Below are 19,382 nucleotides of genomic sequence, written 5' to 3' on the forward strand. Positions count from 1 at the left end.
TAATTTACATGGGCTTTATTTACTTATACGCTCTTGTTATATGAAATTCCATACTTTACGGTGACATAGCCTTAAAATCTGATGCGGTGCTTTCACCAGCAGAAAAAACGCGTTATGCAAAAGAGCAGGAAGAAAAACGGAAACTTGCCGACCAGGAGAGAAAAAAAGAAATTGAAGCCACCGCAAGGCGTGCGACCGAGATATGGGAGAAATTACCGAAACACGGCCACTCTAAATATTTACAACGTAAAAAAATTGCGGCATTTAATATTCGATTCACAAGAGGATCGATTGTTTTACCTGTCTATGGTTTTGATCGTGTTTTATCTGGTTTACAGTTTATTGATCCTGATGGCAATAAGAAGTTTTTGACAGGAACCATTAAAAAGGGCCGGTTTTGTATCCTGGGGAATTCATTAAAGCCTGATGGTTTTATGGCGATTACTGAAGGTTATGCAACTGGAGCAAGCGTCCGTATGGCTACACATTGGCCGGTATATATCGCGTTTGATGCGGGTAATTTGATTTATGTTGCGAAAGCAGTTAGAGAAAAATACCTAAGAGCAAAGATTGTAATTGCTGGGGATGATGATTTTGGTAATCCTGATAATCCTGGACGTAAAAAGGCAATACAAGCGGCTAAAGCGGTAGGTGCTTTAGCTATATTTCCTAATAGAGAGGTTGTTGCTTAATGAGTAATTCTTTAGATTTTAATGATTTTCATGTTGAGCATGGTATTGAACAAACAAAAGCGGCCATTATTGAGCCTGCTAAGCAGTTTTATGAACGTAAGCAAGATAAAAATTCTGGAATTACTGATGAAGAAGATGCTGAAGCAGATAATGATTTATTAAATTTACCGCCTGAGCTTGCTGCAGAAGGGTTTCATGGTGTGTTAAAGGAGGCATGCGCTATATCTACACGCTACAGCGAAGCTTCAGCGGTTGCCATTGCAGCAAATATAATTGCTACGTTTAGCGCGATGATTGGTCGAGTTGCGTATCAGCCTATTGGTGATGGTATTTGTCATGCCCGACCATTTTTTATTTTAGCGGGTAAAACCGGAAAAGCACGAAAGGGCACTTCAGAATATACACCTTATCGAATCTTTGATGAAGTCGAGACTATGTTAGGCAAAGACCACCCTAAGCTTAATAGGCATAATGGCGGACTTTCAACGGGTGAGGGTTTGGGCTGGGCTATTCGTGATGCCATTATCACCACGGATAAAGATGGTAATGAGTCCGTTGCTGATGAAGGAATTAATGATAAGCGGCTCTATGTAACTGAAGCAGAATTTGCAGGGGCTATGGCTTCAGCAAGCCGTGAAAAGAATAATCTAAGTGCAACTATAAGAACTGTATGGGATGGGCGTTCAATCAGTCCATTGGTGAAAAATGCGAAGTGGTGCGCTAGCGATCCGCATGTGGTTATTAGTGCGCATATTACAGCGGCGGAACTTATAGACCGTATGACTGATGTAGATGCGCAAAGCGGTTTTATGAACCGGTTTATTATTTTGCATATTGTACGGCCTAAGCTGGTCCCATTACCCAAGAGAACATCGATTGAAGATATACAGCGCGTGGCAATAAAAATAGCTGAAGCGGTAGATTTTGCAACATATGAAGCAGGTAGTGAAAACAATAGTCTGGAAATAAAGCTATCACCTGAAGCAGCAAAGTATTGGTGCGGTCAGTATAGAGAACTAACCAAAGAGCTGAATGGTTTACCTGGCAATCTATTAGTAAGGACTGAGATTTATTGTCGAATGCTGGCCATGATATTTGCTCTATTAGATTGCTCAAAAGTTATTGAGCCGCAACACATTAAAGCCGCATTAGCCTGGATCAACTATTGGAAGGATTCAGTTATTTATATCTTTGGCACTTTAGCCGCAAAAGCAGAAAGTAATAAATTGAATGAGAACGCAAAAAGCGTTTATGAATTTATCACCAAGAACCCTGGATGCACTCGAACAAATTTAACCACGTTTTTTAGAGGGAAGATATTGAGTCCTGAAATGACGGGCGTGCTTAATCATTTGATGAATGCAGCGCCACCATTAATAAGACAGGAAACCAGACCACGACCAGATAATAAACCAGGGAAAGGATCAATTTTATTTTGGAAGGTGTAACTAATAATTAAAGCCTCGTGAGTAACTTAGGTAACTTAGGTAACTTAGTTATATAGCAAGGCTTAGAGCATTGTAGCTTAGGTGTAACTTAGCTGTAACTTAGCTTTCATTAAAACAGTAATTCTTCCTAAGTTACAGCTGAGTTACCTAAGTTACAACCTCTACAGGCCGCGCCATTGCTCTATGTTACCTAAGTTACCTAAGTTACAGGGTAATAATATATTAAGGATTCATTTTATGAACAAAACATCATCATTAGATTTTTAAAATGATGTTGCTGTGGATAACAAAAAGGTACTTTCCTGAGTTTGGTCAGTGCGGGGAAAAAAGAGCGCAATAATTTTGAGTTTTTGTACTTCCATAGGTCTCGACTGCATTGTGTTGTATAGCCTACAGACCTCTATTTTAAAGGCTTTCAGTGTTTAGGCATAAATTGACCCGAGATTATTATCTTGGCTAAATAATAAAAGGTACTTCTGAAGACTCAACCCACTGCGGGTGATAGAAAGTGCGGTATTTGTCTGATTATGAGCATCCTCTAATGGGGTTGCATAGCATTAATTAAGGAAATGAATAGTGAATACAATTGAAACTCTATTAGCTCACCAGGTAACCAGGTCTGAACTGGGGCGTGTTATCAGCGCTAGCAGGCAAACAGTAGACGGTTTAATTAAGCGCGGTGTGGTTGATTCTCATGCGCCGCTTGGCGAACAACTGGAACTGTATATTAACCATTTACGTGAAATTGCCGCCGGTCGTGCCACAAATTGCGATCTTAACCTTGCTACTGAGAGAGCAGGGCTTGCAAAAGAGCAGCGGTTACGGCTGGAAATGCAAAACGCTGTAGCCAGGCGCGAATACGGCCCAATTATTGAAATGGAATTAGGCCTTGCTGATGTGCTGGCAATGGCTGGATCTAAACTTGACACAATCGTGGGCAAGTTAAAAAAGCAGTCTGATATCTTAACTGCGGATGATCTGGATATTGTCGGGAAAATTATTGCGGATGTCAGAAATGATATTGCAGATACCGTCATAGACTGGTTTCCGGCAGAATCAGATACTGATGATAATGACGACCTCTAAAAGAGCACTGGAAAAATGAATGGAAATTTCTAAGATCAAACAGCAATTAATTTCGCAAAAACCACTAACTCAGCCACAACAAAATTATTTAATTAATGTAGCGACAAGCATCGAGCAGGGCTTACCACTGGATTTTATTTTTGAACACACAAAAATCATACCCCTGGCCCGTGGTAAAAAATCGGCACAATACCAGCATTTTAAGAAGCAAAGGGATTTAATTTTAAAACGCGCGACATCATTACTACAGGGCAGTGATTATGGCCGCTGTACTGAACTTGCGGAGGTGGTGAAAACGATTAATAAGGCCCTGAAATCGGGCGCATTTGAGCCAAAAACCGAGCTTGAAACGCTTATCATCGAGATTATTAAAACTGGCGTTAAAATCCCATCAACGCCACGCCAACTTTATAACATTATTTACAGCTGAAAAATTAAACTAATCAATTATTTCTGTTTAAGCTATTGATTTTGATTGATATAATTGAAATTAATTAAAAAACAAAGGATAAATATGAAATTTAATTTACTAAAATGGCAATCCATTCAAGATCGGCGCAATGATCTTCATGTAGCGCTGATGAACATCAACGAGGAGCTATATTTTGTCAGGCGGGAATATCACAAACACCGAGACTCTTTTTTGCGGGGGCATGACACTAGGCGTGATTATCCATTAACGAGCATTATTGATAATGATCGAAAATTATCCTATCCACAGCTAATTGAGCGCGTTGAGGAAATAAAATCCGATTGGCCAAACGTTTGCGAAGAATTCACACTTCCAGAAGAATCATCGGCAAAACCCGCACTTATTGCCTTGTACAATCGCCTACTTGACTTAAAGCGGCTTGAGCAACGCTATGACCTGGTGCAATCCGAATGGAAAAGCTACGGGCAATCATTCAATACGCTACAAGAATTCGCTACAAAACATACCAAAATTTCGAGTCAAATCGTAAGTCCTGTAAATTAAATTAAGGTTTTCAAATTATGATTAATCCAGAAAAATTAGAGTCTGCACTAGCAAAAAACGCGGTAAATGCTAAAAAGGCATTGGACGCCATTCGAGTGGAGATTGATAACATTGACGATGAAATACATTGGCTAGAAAATTCCCCGCTTTGCTTGGATGATGCAAAGGCGAAGATCCGGAGTTTTATTAAAAAAAATACCACGGCCAATGGTATAGAACAGTTTTTTTACGATCATGAGTTACAGGCGAATGGAGTATTTGATGTCAGAGTGAAGCTTGATTCAGAGATTCGTGTGGTGGATAGCTTCCTAACCGGAAGAGGTGGTATTGCAGATCTGTCACAGATAATGTGTAGCCTGTTTGGCCAAAACCTACAGCGTATCTTAGAAGATATGGCGACAAAGGCAGCAAAAAATATTCAAAGCGGCCCCATGCTTCATGAACGCCCAAAACTCAAAACTGAGCTATTAACCAAAAAGCGCACGCTGGAGATTGAGGAGGAAGCAATAATCTGCGCGTCAGAACGCTTGGGTGGCCGTGGCTTCTATCGTCGTCATGATTGTAACCCAGAAGTTGTACTTATGATGGAGAAAGAAGATGCTTAATGAAACTATATTTGCAATTCGTCAAGGTGATCTGCAAGGTATTTTCGATCTGGAGGCGAAGCTTTTAGCAGCAGGAGCAGCAGACGCACCAACGCCAACAGGCTCAACCATTGAAAAAGTCGGCAATACAGTAATTATTCCCATAACCGGCGTATTATTCCGGGACATCAACATTTTAACGCTGTTTGGTTATGGTACCGCACTGTCATCAATACAAAACCAGCTTTACCAGGCGGTTAATGATTCAGGTGTGAGTAAAATCATCCTTACCTTTGATTCGCCTGGCGGCGCTGTGAATGGAATTCATGAGCTGGCTAACACAATAAACGACTTAGCCAAGCCTTGCAGCGCTTATGTTACGGGAACCGCCGCAAGTGCCGCGTTTTGGTTAGCGGCCGCCTGTAATGAAATTATTGTGGATAAAACCGCGGTGATAGGTTCGGTGGGGATCGTCTCAACCTATCAAAAAAATGGTAGTAAATCTGAAATTGAAATCGTGTCCAGCCATGCCCAGGATAAGCTTCCCAATGCAGAAAGTGAGCAAGGTAGAGCAACGATCCTAAAAACATTAAATGCGATTGAAGCGGTTTTTATTAGCTCATTGACAACCTTACGCCCTGTATTGACCAAGGAAAAGATAACCGGCGAAAACGGCGGAGTGTTAGTTGGGGCCAATGCGGTCAATGCAGGTTTTGCAGATAGCACCGGATCACTTCAGGCGCTTATTTCGGGGTTACCTAAAAATAAGACACTGAACAATGATTCAGGTAATCAAGCAGGCAATCAAGCCGCCGATCATGGATGGAATAGTATTTTTGCGAATGTGAACAGCACTGCCAGCCCAGAAAAAACTAAAAATAGTGTGTGGGCTGAAGAGATTTCAAGAATATCATAAAACTAAGATCATAAAGTTAATTTTTATGACAACCAAATTCATGCAATCATTCCGCGATGGTTGTATGGATCCGCTGCCGTCGCTAAATCCGGCAGCGGTTTCCTAGTAGCCCGACACTATGCCGGGCTATTTTTTTTTATTCAGGATATGACTAATGAATGACGAGAACGTGAAGCCTTCACGACTGAATCGCAGACAAAAAAAACGATGGCAAAGGCAGCGCAAAAAACCGGCAAACCTTGAGCAATGAACTATTTAAAAGCACTCCGGCAGGCGATCGGGGGCGCTGTTGGTAGAGCAACTGGTCCGGCAGTGTCGGCCAAGAAAAAAGCCCCTGTAAATCCTGCGCCAGAGCCTAACCCACCTGTAGGCACGGTGTAATCGGTTGAGGGTGCGTGTGGAACTTCTTAAGTGCTATAATGTCCTTTAAAGTCCATAGAATTATTATTTATGTAATATTATGATAATGATCAGGTTAATGTTACATGGGGGTGAATATGTATTCTGAAGAACGTACAGCACAAATGGCAGCCTATTTTCTCTCTAAAAAAGGCTTGCAGATGGCATATATAAAGCTAATTAAATTACTCTATTTAGCTGATAGAGCCGCTCTACTAAAATGGGGAGAGTCAATAACAGGGGATTGTTTTGTATCGATGCCACAGGGTCCTGTTTTATCCCAAACTTATGACTTAATCAAAGGTGCAAGCTTTTCATCTAATGATGGCTGGGATTACTGGATTAGGGATGAAAAAAATTATGAAGTTTCATTAAGACAGGAAAATGTAATCAGGGATAATTTTGATGAGCTTAGTGATGCTGAACTTGAAATATTAGATGATGTTTTATTAGAGTTTGGCAACATGGAAAAGTTTGATATTGTTAAATATACTCATGATCATTGTGCTGAATGGGAAAACCCCAATGGCAGCTCCTACCCTATAAAGCCAGAGACTATATTTCGAGCACTGGGAAAAAATGAAGATGAAGTGAATGCACTAGTGCATCATAACCACACTCAACAGCAACTTGATTCAGTTATTAATCAATTGAAGTGAATAATACTCAAGTGCTGCGCAAAGGAACCATACTTATTCCTACAGGCCCTTGTGATCACCTCCATGTTATCTGCAATAATCCAGTTTTTTACCCATACCTTGTGAAGGAGTGTGTTCTAGCGGTTAATATAAGTACAGTTAATGCTCTAATTGATTACGACAATACCTGTATATTAAAAATAGGCGAACACCCTTTTATAAAACACGATAGTTATATTCTTTATAGAAAAGCTGATATTTTTGGAGTGAATTCCATATCAAGAAACATTGATGATGGGTCGTTTTCTACTCACCAACCATTTGATGATAATACTTTTGAAAAGATATTAGCTGGATTTGCAATTTCTAAAGAAGTAAGACCAAAAATTAAGTCTTTTTATAATAAATTTTGTATTTAACAGTGAGTTTCTAATTTCCTGGTACTTATGAGTATTAAAAAAATTCTATTTAATTTTTAATAAAAATACAGGTGACTTTAATCACTTGGCGGTACATTTGGCGGTACATTGAATTTATATTTTTTATAAGTAACTGATTAATATAATATATAAGGCTCTATTCAAGACAGGCCATCGCACCAATAGAAATACCGGTACAGTCCGGAGAAGTCCAGAAAGCCCACGCCAAATAAGGCCTTGGGCTTTTTTTATGTCCGCTAGTGTCCGAGGAAAACCATTGACAACCGCGCCTTATTGGCGGTACTTATTTTAAAGATAGGAAAAAGTACCGCCAGGTACCGCCAATATGACTTTATCAAGTACCGCCATAAAAGCCGCAAAGCCACAGGAATGCTGTATAGGCTTGCTATTGAAATGGCATGTATTTATTAATTCTTAAGAGTTGTAGTAAATACTTTAGGCTTGATTATCGAATTTTTAGCAAGCGAAAAGCTTTAGCTATTGGGGCTTATCCTGATATTTAGTGGTTTGCTAATAGTTGTCGCGCCATATAAAAAAAGAAGCTTTCCGTGCCTTTCTGATTATATTGAGTGGCAAACAAATGAAATAGGGAGAAATCATTTACTAATCAAGTATATCGACAGGGGGATGGATTTTCTTTTTAATGCAGGAAATATTTGGTTGCTACTCTTCTGATGAGTTGGTGAATTTACAGGAAACAGCATTGGGAAGTATCGTCCACATACAATTATAAGAGCTCAGTTACATTGTGTTTACGGTATTAGTCGCCACTGATTATCAAGTAGCCCTTGCAGAGGTTGATAGTTGATTTTATAGGACATTTTTTGGCAGCTTTCTATCCAGTAACCCAGATAAAGCCAGTCTAACCCAAGTGATTTGGCGTATTCTATTTGCCAAAGTACAGCATATACTCCGAGGCTTCGAGCTGAAAACTTAGGGTCAAAAAAAGTATACACAGCGGATAGGGCATTATCAAGCAGATCAATTACGGCGACACCAGCTAGTTCATTATTGCAGGAAAACTCGACAAACAGAGTATTACACCAGTCACTACTTAAAAAATTAATATAGTTTTCTTCAGTGGTATTAGCCATGTCACCACCAGTGTGACGGCTTAATTGATAAAGTTGATAGAGGTCATAATGCGCTTGTTCATATTTAGCGGGTTTGATTTTAGCTTCAATATCAGTGTTCTTTTTTAAGGTTCTGCGCTGCTGTCGAGATAGTTGGAAATCTTCTACAGCTAGGCGTGCCGGAATACATTTTTTACAAGTAGCGCAGTAGGGTTTATAGGCATAATCACCGCTACGTCGAAATCCCTGGCTAATCAGCTGGGAATAAATATCGGTATTTACTGAAAAATCCGGGTGTATATAAGCGAATTGTGCGCTGTGATCCGCTAAATAACTGCATTTATGCGGCTTATCAAGATATAAAGGAATAGAAATCATGTTTGCCATGCATGAACCGCAGGTTTACGTTGCTTATAAAGTTGCAGTAATGAGCAAAACCGGGTGCGTCTAATTTCTTCTGCGCCCATGCTGACCAGGTGTTGGGTGTGAACCTGACAATCGATCAGCTGAAAGTCCCATAATGAAAGTTGCTGAATAAGGCTGACAAAAGCCACTTTTGAGGCATCAGTTTTGCTATGAAACATGGATTCGCCAAAAAATACCTGACCAATAGCTATCCCATATAAGCCACCTACTAGCTTATTATCATGCCATGCCTCCACTGAATGAGCGTAGCCTTCATCATGTAAGCGTATATAAGCCACTTGCATTTCAGCCGTTAGCCAGGTGCCCGATTCTTGTGATCTAGGCGCTGCACAGGCTTTGATTACTTCGGTAAACGCAGTATCAAAGCTGATTTTGAAGTCTTGTTTGCGTAGAGTTTTTTGCAAGCTCCTGGAAATATGTAATTGTTTAGGAAAAATAACTAACCTGGGGTCGGGTGACCACCATAAAATAGGGTCTTCATTACTATACCAGGGAAAAATTCCCTGGCTATATGCGTTAATAATTCGCTGGGTTGATAGGCAGCCGCCCACGGCTAACAAACCATCTGGATCGCGTAAAGCGAGGTGAGTTGATGGGAAGTCCTGATTCGCAAAGTTTGGGTCAAGAAGTGTTAACATGATTAAGGGTATTAGAAATAATACAAGTATTATAAAGGAATAATGACTAGATGTAGAAAGAGGAGCAAGGAAAGTTGTTGATTTAAGCTTTGTTAGCCACAAGATAGTTGACTAATGAGAATAACTTCTATTCCCTGATCCCCCACTATCTCCTCCTGCAACAGCGTATTTTTTCCTTTTTTATTTGAATAACTGCTTTTTCCAGGATAAGTAAGAAAAAAAGGATTTTTTTTTTGGAATATGCTATATTCAATACCATTAATGAGAATGATTATTAATTAGATAGGTGTTTACTCTTAATTGGAGAAGTAAATGGATATGAGAATATTTGATTTAAAAGATATGGCTATAGGCGATAAAGGGCGAGTTACAGGTTTTAGCAAGCAAGGCAGAGCGTATAGAAAGCGTTTGTTGGCAATGGGCTTAACTCCAGGGACCGAGTTTTCTATCGTACGTTATGCTCCAATGGGTGATCCGGTGGAAATTGCCCTGAGAGGTTTTTCTTTGACTTTACGTAAAAATGAAGCCGATATTTTAAGTATAGAGAAGGTTTGATGCAGATTGATTATACAGTCGCTGTTGTCGGCAATCCTAACTGTGGTAAGACGACACTTTTTAATGCGTTAACGGGCGCACGTCAGCACGTTGGCAATTGGCCTGGCGTGACTGTAGAGAAGAAAACCGGCGAGTATACGCATGAAGAGAAGCAGGTTGAAGTTGTCGATTTACCAGGTACTTATTCTTTAGAAGCCGATAATGATATTTCTCTGGATGAGCGTGTTGCCAGAGATTTCGTAGCTGCTAAAGAAGCAGATTTAATTATTAATATTCTGGATGCGTCTAATATTGAGCGTAATTTGTATTTAACTTCTCAGTTAATAGAAATGCGTGTGCCGATGATTATTGTGCTGAATATGATGGATGTCGTTGCACAGCGTGGCCTGGAAATTGATATCGAGCAATTGGCTGAGCAGGTCGCATGTCCAGTTGTCGCCATTTCTGCTTCTATGCGTCAGGGTATCAAAGAGCTGAAAACGAGTATTAACCTTGCTGCTTTTAAAAAGCCTGTTCCGCATTTAGATATTGAGTATCATCCAGAAATCGAAAAGGCAATTTATACTTTAACTGTTGCTTTGCAACAAAAAGCCATTGAGCACCATTGTGATACACGCTGGTTAGCGATACGTTTATTAGAAAGAGATACTTTGGCTCGGAAAATTGCTGGCAGCGAGCTCATTCATCAGGCAGAGGTGCTGGAGCAGGCGATTGAAGATGCAACTGACGATGAAGTAGATATTTTAGCCGCTGATGCGCGTTATGGTTTTGTTAATAAAATGACGCAGAGTTGTGTTAATAAAATAAATGAAGTTAGTCGGGGTATGACTAATAAAATCGATCAATGGGTTTTGAATCGTTATTTAGGTATCCCCATTTTTCTGTTAGTCATGTATTTGATGTTTATGATCACTATTAATATAGGTAGCGCCTTTATTGATTTTTTTGATCAAGTTGCCGGAAGCGTGTTTGTTGATGGTTTTGCAGTGCTATTAAACGCTCTGTCATTGCCTGAATGGTTTGTGGTTTTATTAGCAAGTGGCGCAGGAGGAGGTGTGCAGGTTGTTGCTACTTTTATTCCTATTATTGGCTTTTTGTTTCTGGTCTTATCCTTACTGGAGGATTCAGGTTATATGGCGCGTGCAGCGTTTGTTGTTGATCGTTTTATGCGTATGATCGGGTTGCCCGGTAAATCTTTTGTACCGATGATAGTTGGCTTTGGCTGTAATGTCCCTGCGATTATGGCTACCCGTACCCTGGAAAGCCAGCGAGACAGGATATTAACCAATATTATGAACCCTTTTATGTCTTGCGGGGCGCGCTTACCGGTTTATGCTTTATTTGCAGCCGCATTTTTTCCCGTAGGTGGGCAGAACCTGGTGTTTGCCTTGTATGTTTTTGGTATTATGGTGGCGGTTTTTACCGGTTTAATTATGCGTCATACCTTGTTTAAAGGTGAATCTACACCTTTTATTATGGAGTTGCCGAATTATCATTTACCCACTTTGCAAAGTATTGCTATTCGCACATGGGATCGTTTAAAAACTTTTCTGGTTAATGCGGGTAAAGTTATTGTACCCATGGTTCTGGTTCTGAATTTTTTGAATTCTTTAGGTATCGATGGTAGTTTTGGTAAGGAAAACACGCAAAAATCTGTGTTGAGTGAAATAGGACGTACCTTAGTACCCGTATTTCAACCTATGGGTATCCGTGAAGATAACTGGCCTGCAACGGTAGGTATTTTTACTGGAATTCTGGCAAAAGAAGCTGTCGTTGGTACGCTGGATGCTTTATACACTCAACTGGCTTTAGAAGGCGTAGAACAAGAACCAACAGTTTTTGATTTTCAACAAAGCTTGATTGATGCGGCGCTGACTATTCCAGAAAATTTGGCTGCTGTTGCAGATAATTTGCTCGATCCATTAGGGCTTAATATTGGTAATGTAGGTGATATGCAATCTGCTGCAGAAGAGCAGGAAGTGAGTCATGGCACCTTTGGGGAAATGCAGGCGCGTTTTGATGGTCAGGCGGGTGCCTTTGCGTATTTATTATTTATCCTGCTGTATGCGCCCTGTGTCGCGGCAACAGCTGCAATTCAACGTGAAACAGGCACTAAGTGGACGATATTTGTTGTTTCATGGACTACAGGTATTGCCTATATGACAGCAACTATCTTCTATCAACTGGCTACCTTTACACAGCACAGAGAGGCTTCTTTATTCTGGGTTATTGGCTTATTAATGTGCTTTTCTGGAGTAATATTTGCTTTTTGGATAGCGGGAAGGACTGAGCTAAGGGGGAAAACAGCATGATTTTATCTGAGTTGCGTGATTATTTAAAACAACAGCAGCGACTTTCTTTGCTCGAGATGGCTAATCATTTTGATATTGAGGCAGATGCTTTACGCGGTATGTTACTTAAATGGATTAGTAAAGGTAAAGTTAGACAATTGGATAAAGGATCTGCCTGTGGTACAGGTTGTTGTAAATGTGACCCTGCAATGACCGAGCTTTATGAGTGGGTGGATAAAGTTTAGAGTTCTTTCATCCATATGATAATTTCAAATGCGTAAGCCAGCTCTGCTGGGGGACTAGTAAAGTTTTACAATTACGGGAATCGTCGTGAGTCTCCTTATCCGTGAACCTCTTAAAGTTCAATAGATAAGGAAACAAACGATGAATACCTCATATAATTTGGCTATGCACCGTTAAGTATTGAAAATCACCCAGAGCGGAATGTAACATTGCTCAGGTGTTAGATTGTGGTTCCGACCCATAATTCTGCACCAAACCAAATAATTAGGTAAATCCTTGGTTGCTACACCATGACTGCAGTCTAGCCATGCTTTAAAGTGGTGGTATGCATTTTCATTTTATATATTGATGGGCCTCTTTAGTAATTCGGCTGCCCTTGACGCATATTAACGATTTTATGAGATACTTTTCAGCTTTACAAAATGCACCATAAGTTGGATTGCCATCACTCACAATGAGAGCATCCTGGTCTAGCATTAGCTTAAACCTAGAAATATCAGTTGAGCACGGATTTTTAGAAAATCTGAGTGTGAAAGACACTGCACTGTACGCAGGTAATGGCCCGTAACCCTTGGCAAGAGCTGTAACGCAGTATTTCGTGCTCAGGTTTATCCTCAAAACTGTGAAGCGGAGTAGAGTCACTCAACAGGTGACAAGCATTTACGATCATTATATTTTTATTCAGTCACTTATAATGTTTTATAGCGGTCAACTGCGGTTTCTAGGTTTAAATGAGTATCAAGAACAATTTTGCTTATTGGGCTATTGCCTGTTGCAAAATCTACTGTTTGTTTTGAATGATCACGAGCAATTAGAATGCAAACTTGCTCATCAGAAATTCCCCCGCTTAGTCGCACAGCCCCTTTTTCTAGCTAGATAAAATCCACATTTAACAGTGACATAGCCTATTTTAATCTCGATTCCTCCCAAATATTCAGTGTCACAGGTTGTTGTATTTATTAAAGGGCAATGTGCTATATCGATTACCCGAACCTATATGGGGCGAAGCAAGAATTTTACAGGGCAGAGTTTCTGGGCAAGAGGTTACTATTTTTCCATAGTGGATAGAAATGAGAAAACGGTGAGAAATTATATTAAGCATCAGGAAGACGAGGATAAGCGAATAGGTCGATTCGATTTAAATAAAGCTACTTACCACCTTTAGTTGGTAAATGAATTAACCCACTTCGAGCGGTTCACGATTACAAGCCTCCTGCTTGGCCGAAGGTATTTGACTTAATCAGCTGGAGTAAAAAAGCGTCGGCGTTTTTAGCACGCTCTCTTAACTAAAACAGAAAACTGGGCTAAGCTAACATCATTATCTAAATAATAGGGAATCTTAATGGCAGAGCAGCAATCCAATATTTTAATCGGTATTCTAACGGAAGTGAGGGGCGATGGCATGGAAGCTCGTGTCGTCGAAGAATTCGCGACTGAAACCCCCGTACTGATTATTGGTGACGAGCAAATGTTGGCTGCCAGTATTGGCTCCTACGTGGTTATTCGACAGGCCAATATAGCCGTTTTGGCGATGGTTTTTAAAATGCGTGAGCAAGATCGTTTTGAACATGGAGAGCGACGAACTGATCGTTTCTTTGCTTTAATTCCCGTGGGTGAATTAAAAGGAAATGAAACCTTTATTCGAGGCGTGCGCCATTATCCAACACCGGGGGCCAAAGTTTATGCCGTGGGTCTTGCCGAAATTAATGCTATTTTTTCACAATATAGAAGCTATGAGTTCTTTATTGGACAACTTTCTGCGCACAAAGATTATCATTTAAGTCTTGATCCTCGTGCCTTATTTGGACGGCATTTTGCCATTGTTGGGCAAACAGGATCAGGTAAGTCCTGGACTGTCACCAGTTTAATTCAGAATACCATAAAATCCATGCCCAAATGCAACCTTCTGTTGCTGGATTTACATGGTGAATATTGCTGGAAAGATGAATCAGGCAACATTCAATCGGCTTTTCCTCCTGCGGCAGTTAATTATGTTGCAGCAACAGAATTGGAAATGCCATACTGGATGATGACTTATGCGGAATTAGTCGACTTATTTATTGACCGATCAGAATCAGGCGCATCCATTCAAATGGCTTTTATGCGTGAGATATTACAACACTTAAAGCGTGAGACTGCTAAAGAACTAAACTTGGGTGTTGTCTCAGTTGATACGCCTATTTATTTTTCATTAGCTGAAATGTACCGTCAATTTAAAAATGCCAATGAAGAAAGGAAAGAATTTGGCAAAGTGACAGGCCCGTTATTTGGACAGTTCGATGAGTTTTTAGTGCGCATGCAAAGCCGTTTCAATGATGTGCGTTACGACTTTTTACTAAAACCCAAAAAACGTACTAGTTCAGATACCATGGCAGATTTATTACGTGAATTTGTAGGTATAGGAGCGTATAACTCTAACGTGACCGTGATCGATTTAAGTGCTATTCCTACCGATGTAAGGCCCGCTGTTTGTGCACAGGTGGGTAGACTTGCTTTTGAATTTAATTACTGGAACCCAAGACGACGTGAGTTTCCGATTACTTTGATTTGTGAAGAAGCACATGCCTATATTCCCAGAGAAAAGTATGGTCAATATGAAGGAACCAAGCGCCAGATGGAGCGTATAGCGAAAGAAGGGCGTAAATATGGAGTTTCGATAGGAGTCGTCAGTCAACGACCTACAGAGTTATCAGAAACTATGCTGGCCCAATGCAGTTCGTTTATTTGTTTGCGTACCACTAATCCGGACGATCAGGATTATATTCGGGGTCTGGTACCAGAAGCTGAAGGCGATTTAGCGGATATTTTGGCTTCATTAGGCCGAGGAGAGGCGTTAGTGTTAGGTGAGGCCGCACCATTGCCTACGCGAGTCCAAATTTATAAACCTGATCCTGAGCCGAAAAGTAATGATGTAGACTATTTTACCAGTTGGCGAAAAGGAGTAGATGATATAGATGTGGATGAAATCGTACATCTATGGCGAACTCAAACACATAAATAAAACCACGCCTACTTTATGAGTTTGAGTAGGTGCAAATATATCAACATGGGTATAATAGAATTCTAATAATCCTGAGTAGTTTAGGCAAGATGATGTAGTATGTTATTAATGTACCAAGTTTTATTTGATAGCTTGAATATCCGCTTATTCTAAAGGTTTATGTATATGCTCTTTAATATTATCAGTGAGTCATTAAACATGGCGAATCTTTAAGCAATACCAAGATTAAAAGTATGGAACAGCCAAATAATTTTGATAAAGAAAATGCTGTTGAGAATGATATAAAACTTGATATGCATGCACCTCATTCCGATAAGGAAATGCTGATACATGTGGCCCTAAAATTTCTTTTAGTGTTTATCATCATCCTGAGTTTTGATTTTCTGATAGATTTAACACTTATGGCGCTAGAACTCATTTTTGAAGTCATTCATTTACTGATTGAATTTATTGAGGAAATTCTGGAATCAGTAATAGCAGAGACTTTTTCGACCGCTAAGCATCATAATGAAGTAATTATTGTTAATGTAGCACTGATTATTGTTTTGTTTGGTTTATACAAACTATTTCATGGCGTAAGATTTGTCTATCGTCTGAAAAGGCATCTCACGGTTGACTGGTTAAACTATAAAAAGCGTAAATCTTCACACTGGCAGTCGCTTTCATTAGCTAGCAAGATTAAATTGGTCTGTGCTTATTGTTTGGGTTTTACGCTGATTTTTTTGTTTGCTTTTTGATGGGAATGGTTTTTATATGAACTTATATCAAAGCAAGTTATTTTTTTAAGTGACTATAAATATAGGATAGTATGTCAATTTTTCAGCTAATCAAAATACCGATCATAACTTTCTCAGTCTTTAATCTACTAGCGTGTGTTCAACAGGTAGATCAGCAAGAAAATATCCCGATAATCTGTGTATTTCCGAATCAGCAGGCGGCGCCTGGCTGGATCTGTGGTGGGCCTGTTTCTGGATTAGATATTCAAGCTGTTGGTGTTGTAGATAAATCGGTTGCAGGAATAAATTATATGCAAGATATGGCTGAAATAGCTGCACTTAAAAATCTTACCGAGTTATTTAAATTGAAAGCGGGTAAATCAGTCACCCAATATCTCACTTCGCTTGGAGTAGAGAATAAAAAAGCGATTAAAGCCGGAGCGAGTACAATTAATAATATTTCGGTGGAAACACTGGATGTAGCTAAGCCATATAAGTCGCAACTTGGGCCAGAGGGCAGGATGTATGTGCTGGTCGGCCTGGATAAAAATACCAGTAAGACTTTACTAGAAAATGCAGTAAAAACCAGTATGAAAAATGATATTGTTATATGGCAAAAGATGCAAACGCAAAAATCTCTGGATGAAATGACAGCTGGTATAGTCGCAATGGAAAGCGTTAACGCTAAGCAATAAGCGTGTGAACCCGAATTCATATAATAACTGCAACACCTCTTTAAAGGGTTAGATGGTATAGTTTCCGTCGACTAAAACCTGAAACTAAAAAGAGGTGCTCAATGAACACGTTTAACCATCTAACCCAAGAGGAAAGATTTTACATTTATACGCAACTAAAACAAGGCGTTTCTAAGAATCAAATAGCCATCACATTGGGGCGTCATAAATCGACTATTGGACGTGAAATTACGCGTAATACAGGTCAGTGTGGTTATCGTTACAAGCAAGCTGAGAGAATAGCTAAACAACGCCATATTGATAAGCCCAAAAACATCAAGATGACGGCTGAGTTACAACAGATAATAACGCCTTTAATCAAAGAGAAATGGAGTCCTGACTGTATTTCAGGACGCTTAAAACAACAAGGTAAGGACTCCGTCAGTCATGAGACTATTTACCGTTATATTTTAGCTAACAAAGCAGCCGGTGGCGATTTGTATACTTATTTGAGGCATCAAGCCAAACCTTATCGTAAGCGATATGGAAAAAATGATTATCGCGGAACGATACCCAGCCGTGTTGATATTGATGAGCGACCAAAAGTGGTTGATGATAAAACGCGTTTAGGTGATTGGGAAGCAGATACTGTTATCGGTAAAGGACATAAAGGCGTATTGGTGACGCTGACTGAACGGGTCTCAAGGCTCAACTTCGCCATCTCAATTGAGCGTAAAGAATCTGAATTAACGAAAGAGGCGATTATCAATGCTCTTGAGCCTTTTAAACGTTGGGTTCACACGATTACCTTTGATAATGGACGTGAGTTTTGTGGGCATGAAGCCATTGCAAAAACACTCGACTGCGGCACTTATTTGCCAAACCGTATCATTCGTGGCAACGAGGTTTAAATGAAAACCACAATGGCTTATTAAGGCAATACTTCCCTAAAAAAGAACCTTTGGATAAGGTAACTCAAGATGAGGTTGATAGTGCAATTACAGCACTTAATCATCGTCCAAGAAAAGGGTTAAATTACAGAACTCCATGGGAAGTATTTTGCCAAATAACGGGGGTTGATATAAATAAATCACAGGGTGTTGCATTAATTGCTTGAATTCGCGGAAGTTTAATGTTTAGTTATTTTGAATACAATAATTGAGGATAGCTACTTTCCTAGTTTACGCTTTATTGATTTGCTGAGTTGGGGAATACCTCGTAGACTTAAAATAAGCTTTTTACCTGCGATAAAGATTTTTACTTCTCGTTTGAATACATTCAAATTTCAACCTGATTACCCACAAGCTTCAGCTATCTTTAAAAATGCGTATAAATCTAATGTAGACCGTATGGGGTTTACGGAATGTGAGGAATAGATGCCATGAATATCCCCTATTCCGCTAGCACCATAACGGGCTACAAAGAATTTTAGTTATAGGCTGACGTTATACGTATTTAGGAATATTATTGCTTTCATTACATTTTTTGTAGTTACAATCGCTATCGCAGGAAAGTTACTCAAGAAAATTAATAATCTCATTTGTTTTATGTCTCTCTATAGATTTATTTATAGCAGTGATGACAGTATCCATTTTCGGTTTCAATCTATCAAACTTTAACGCTATACTTCGCGTGGCCACATATGCGGTTTTCTAGCGGCCGACTTTAGCCGATAGCCGCGTTGCTGAAACAGTTGCGTAGCTTGCTATACATCAGTTTCACCGCCTTTCTCTCGACTAAAATCAATTCGTTATAAATTCCGCACTCGCGACCACACGTAGTATATATTAAACAGGTATTTATCCAGGCTCCAGATTTCCGACATTAGCTGTTTACAATACCAGAATAACCAAATGTGGAAAAAACTCAACACAGAATGGGATATAATTAGCAGTTATAATAATTAGGTCCGTGTGAGTTATTTATTTTTATGAATAATTATGTAATGAGTTGTTGTTCTTGGATAATTATTTTCAATGTGTTGTGTTGTTTCAATAAACTATTTTTAATATGAAAAAAAAAATTACGTTACTTGTTTGTATTGCCTGGCTATTAGCCGGTTGTAGCAGTTTTGGCAGTAAGCAAGCTCCCGCGCCTGTTTATGAGAAAATTGACCGCTCCGCCAATAAGGAAAAAAAGTCTACAATTAATACAATCCCGGATCAAACAACACAGATTAAGACCGTGCAAGATCCTGTTATTATTAAGCAGCAAGACCTTGACCCTGCTGTTAATGTTAATTCTCAGCCAAAATCATCGACTGTGGTTATCGCATTACTTTCAGAAGCAGATTCCAGTTATAAGCAGGGCAACCTGAATGAATCAGTGGCAACTATTGAGCGCGCATTGCGTATAGAACCACGCAATGCATTGTTACTGTATAAATTAGCTACATTACGATTGCAGCAAGGTCAGCCTGACATGGCTGAGAACCTGGCAAAGAAATCTGAATTATTAGCTGAAGGCAATGCACAGTTAAAGAGACAGAACTGGTTATTAATTGCAGAGGCGCGTAAACAACTGGGAAATATGGCAGGGGCAGAACAGGCTAGAAAGAAAGCCAGTCAGTATTAGGTTTACGAGGTT

The 19,382-nt window shown here is 39.7% G+C and carries 20 protein-coding genes and 1 pseudogene; 19 read left to right on the top strand and 2 right to left on the bottom strand.

All coding sequences use genetic code 11. The features are described from left to right. Nucleotides 1–86: 86 nt before the first annotated feature. The 10 genes from AU255_RS09310 to AU255_RS21375 all read left to right on the top strand — a co-directional run bounded on the left by AU255_RS09310 (nt 87) and on the right by AU255_RS21375 (nt 7,682). Nucleotides 87–692 carry a toprim domain-containing protein gene (locus AU255_RS09310; protein WP_080522618.1) on the top strand — a complete coding sequence of 202 codons (606 nt, stop codon included), beginning with the start codon at nt 87–89 and terminating at the stop codon, nt 690–692. Continuing rightward, on the top strand, nt 692–2,140 hold the full coding sequence (locus AU255_RS09315) for a DUF3987 domain-containing protein (protein ID WP_080522619.1): 1,449 nt from the start codon (nt 692–694) through the stop codon (nt 2,138–2,140). The genes AU255_RS09310 and AU255_RS09315 overlap by 1 nt, the downstream gene beginning before the upstream one ends. Nucleotides 2,141–2,716: 576 nt before the next feature. Further along, nucleotides 2,717–3,226, top strand: coding sequence for a hypothetical protein (locus AU255_RS09320; RefSeq protein ID WP_080522620.1), 510 nt, complete (start codon nt 2,717–2,719; stop codon nt 3,224–3,226). Nucleotides 3,227–3,245: 19 nt separating this feature from the next. Continuing rightward, nucleotides 3,246–3,656, top strand: a complete 411-nt coding sequence (locus tag AU255_RS09325) for a hypothetical protein (RefSeq protein ID WP_080522621.1) — start codon at nt 3,246–3,248, stop codon at nt 3,654–3,656. Nucleotides 3,657–3,740: 84 nt separating this feature from the next. Beyond that, nucleotides 3,741–4,202, top strand: a complete 462-nt coding sequence (locus AU255_RS09330) for a hypothetical protein (protein ID WP_080522622.1) — start codon at nt 3,741–3,743, stop codon at nt 4,200–4,202. 17 nt (nt 4,203–4,219) lie between these two features. After that, nucleotides 4,220–4,807, top strand: coding sequence for a hypothetical protein (locus tag AU255_RS09335; RefSeq protein WP_080522623.1), 588 nt, complete (start codon nt 4,220–4,222; stop codon nt 4,805–4,807). After that, nucleotides 4,800–5,702 carry a S49 family peptidase gene (locus AU255_RS09340; protein ID WP_080522624.1) on the top strand — a complete coding sequence of 301 codons (903 nt, stop codon included), beginning with the start codon at nt 4,800–4,802 and terminating at the stop codon, nt 5,700–5,702. The genes AU255_RS09335 and AU255_RS09340 overlap by 8 nt, the downstream gene beginning before the upstream one ends. 497 nt (nt 5,703–6,199) lie before the next feature. Beyond that, nucleotides 6,200–6,760, top strand: a complete 561-nt coding sequence (locus tag AU255_RS09345) for a Panacea domain-containing protein (protein ID WP_198942578.1) — start codon at nt 6,200–6,202, stop codon at nt 6,758–6,760. Beyond that, the gene (locus tag AU255_RS09350; protein ID WP_080522625.1) at nt 6,757–7,158 is read left to right on the top strand and encodes a hypothetical protein; all 402 of its coding nucleotides are present in this window, start codon (nt 6,757–6,759) and stop codon (nt 7,156–7,158) included. The genes AU255_RS09345 and AU255_RS09350 overlap by 4 nt, the downstream gene beginning before the upstream one ends. 419 nt (nt 7,159–7,577) lie before the next feature. Beyond that, nucleotides 7,578–7,682, top strand: coding sequence for an Arm DNA-binding domain-containing protein (locus AU255_RS21375; protein WP_408606478.1), 105 nt, complete (start codon nt 7,578–7,580; stop codon nt 7,680–7,682). A gap of 249 nt (nt 7,683–7,931) precedes the next feature. Here the strand turns inward: AU255_RS21375 and AU255_RS09355 are convergent, their stop codons facing one another. Continuing rightward, complete coding sequence (locus AU255_RS09355; protein WP_332889040.1) at nt 7,932–8,639, bottom strand: arginyltransferase; 708 nt, start codon at nt 8,637–8,639, stop codon at nt 7,932–7,934. Next, on the bottom strand, nt 8,627–9,319 hold the full coding sequence (gene aat / locus AU255_RS09360) for a leucyl/phenylalanyl-tRNA--protein transferase (RefSeq protein WP_080523319.1): 693 nt from the start codon (nt 9,317–9,319) through the stop codon (nt 8,627–8,629). The genes AU255_RS09355 and aat overlap by 13 nt, the downstream gene beginning before the upstream one ends. 309 nt (nt 9,320–9,628) lie before the next feature. On the opposite strand from aat, the gene AU255_RS09365 reads away from it, so the two are divergent. From AU255_RS09365 to AU255_RS09405, 9 genes and pseudogenes are all read left to right on the top strand, one after another. Beyond that, nucleotides 9,629–9,871 (top strand): FeoA family protein, encoded by a 243-nt coding sequence (locus AU255_RS09365; protein WP_408606479.1) that lies wholly within the window; start codon nt 9,629–9,631, stop codon nt 9,869–9,871. Next, nucleotides 9,871–12,183 carry a Fe(2+) transporter permease subunit FeoB gene (gene feoB, locus AU255_RS09370; RefSeq protein WP_080522627.1) on the top strand — a complete coding sequence of 771 codons (2,313 nt, stop codon included), beginning with the start codon at nt 9,871–9,873 and terminating at the stop codon, nt 12,181–12,183. The genes AU255_RS09365 and feoB overlap by 1 nt, the downstream gene beginning before the upstream one ends. Further along, entirely contained in the window at nt 12,180–12,407 is a 228-nt protein-coding gene (locus tag AU255_RS09375; RefSeq protein WP_080522628.1) for a FeoC-like transcriptional regulator, read from the top strand. The genes feoB and AU255_RS09375 overlap by 4 nt, the downstream gene beginning before the upstream one ends. Nucleotides 12,408–13,324: 917 nt before the next feature. After that, entirely contained in the window at nt 13,325–13,570 is a 246-nt protein-coding gene (locus AU255_RS09380; protein ID WP_269844807.1) for a transposase, read from the top strand. Between the two features lie 177 nt (nt 13,571–13,747). After that, the gene (locus AU255_RS09385; RefSeq protein ID WP_080522630.1) at nt 13,748–15,406 is read left to right on the top strand and encodes an ATP-binding protein; all 1,659 of its coding nucleotides are present in this window, start codon (nt 13,748–13,750) and stop codon (nt 15,404–15,406) included. A 233-nt stretch (nt 15,407–15,639) separates the two neighbouring features. Further along, nucleotides 15,640–16,143: a hypothetical protein gene (locus tag AU255_RS09390; RefSeq protein WP_080522631.1), complete on the top strand. Its 504-nt coding sequence runs from the start codon at nt 15,640–15,642 to the stop codon at nt 16,141–16,143. 71 nt (nt 16,144–16,214) lie between these two features. Further along, nucleotides 16,215–16,817, top strand: coding sequence for a hypothetical protein (locus tag AU255_RS09395; RefSeq protein WP_080522632.1), 603 nt, complete (start codon nt 16,215–16,217; stop codon nt 16,815–16,817). Nucleotides 16,818–16,918: 101 nt separating this feature from the next. Beyond that, nucleotides 16,919–17,913: pseudogene (locus tag AU255_RS09400) on the top strand (IS30 family transposase). Between the two features lie 893 nt (nt 17,914–18,806). Further along, nucleotides 18,807–19,370 carry a tetratricopeptide repeat protein gene (locus AU255_RS09405; protein WP_080522634.1) on the top strand — a complete coding sequence of 188 codons (564 nt, stop codon included), beginning with the start codon at nt 18,807–18,809 and terminating at the stop codon, nt 19,368–19,370. Nucleotides 19,371–19,382 lie beyond the last annotated feature (12 nt).

The organism is Methyloprofundus sedimenti, assembly GCF_002072955.1.
Classification (GTDB): Bacteria; Pseudomonadota; Gammaproteobacteria; order Methylococcales; family Methylomonadaceae; genus Methyloprofundus; species Methyloprofundus sedimenti.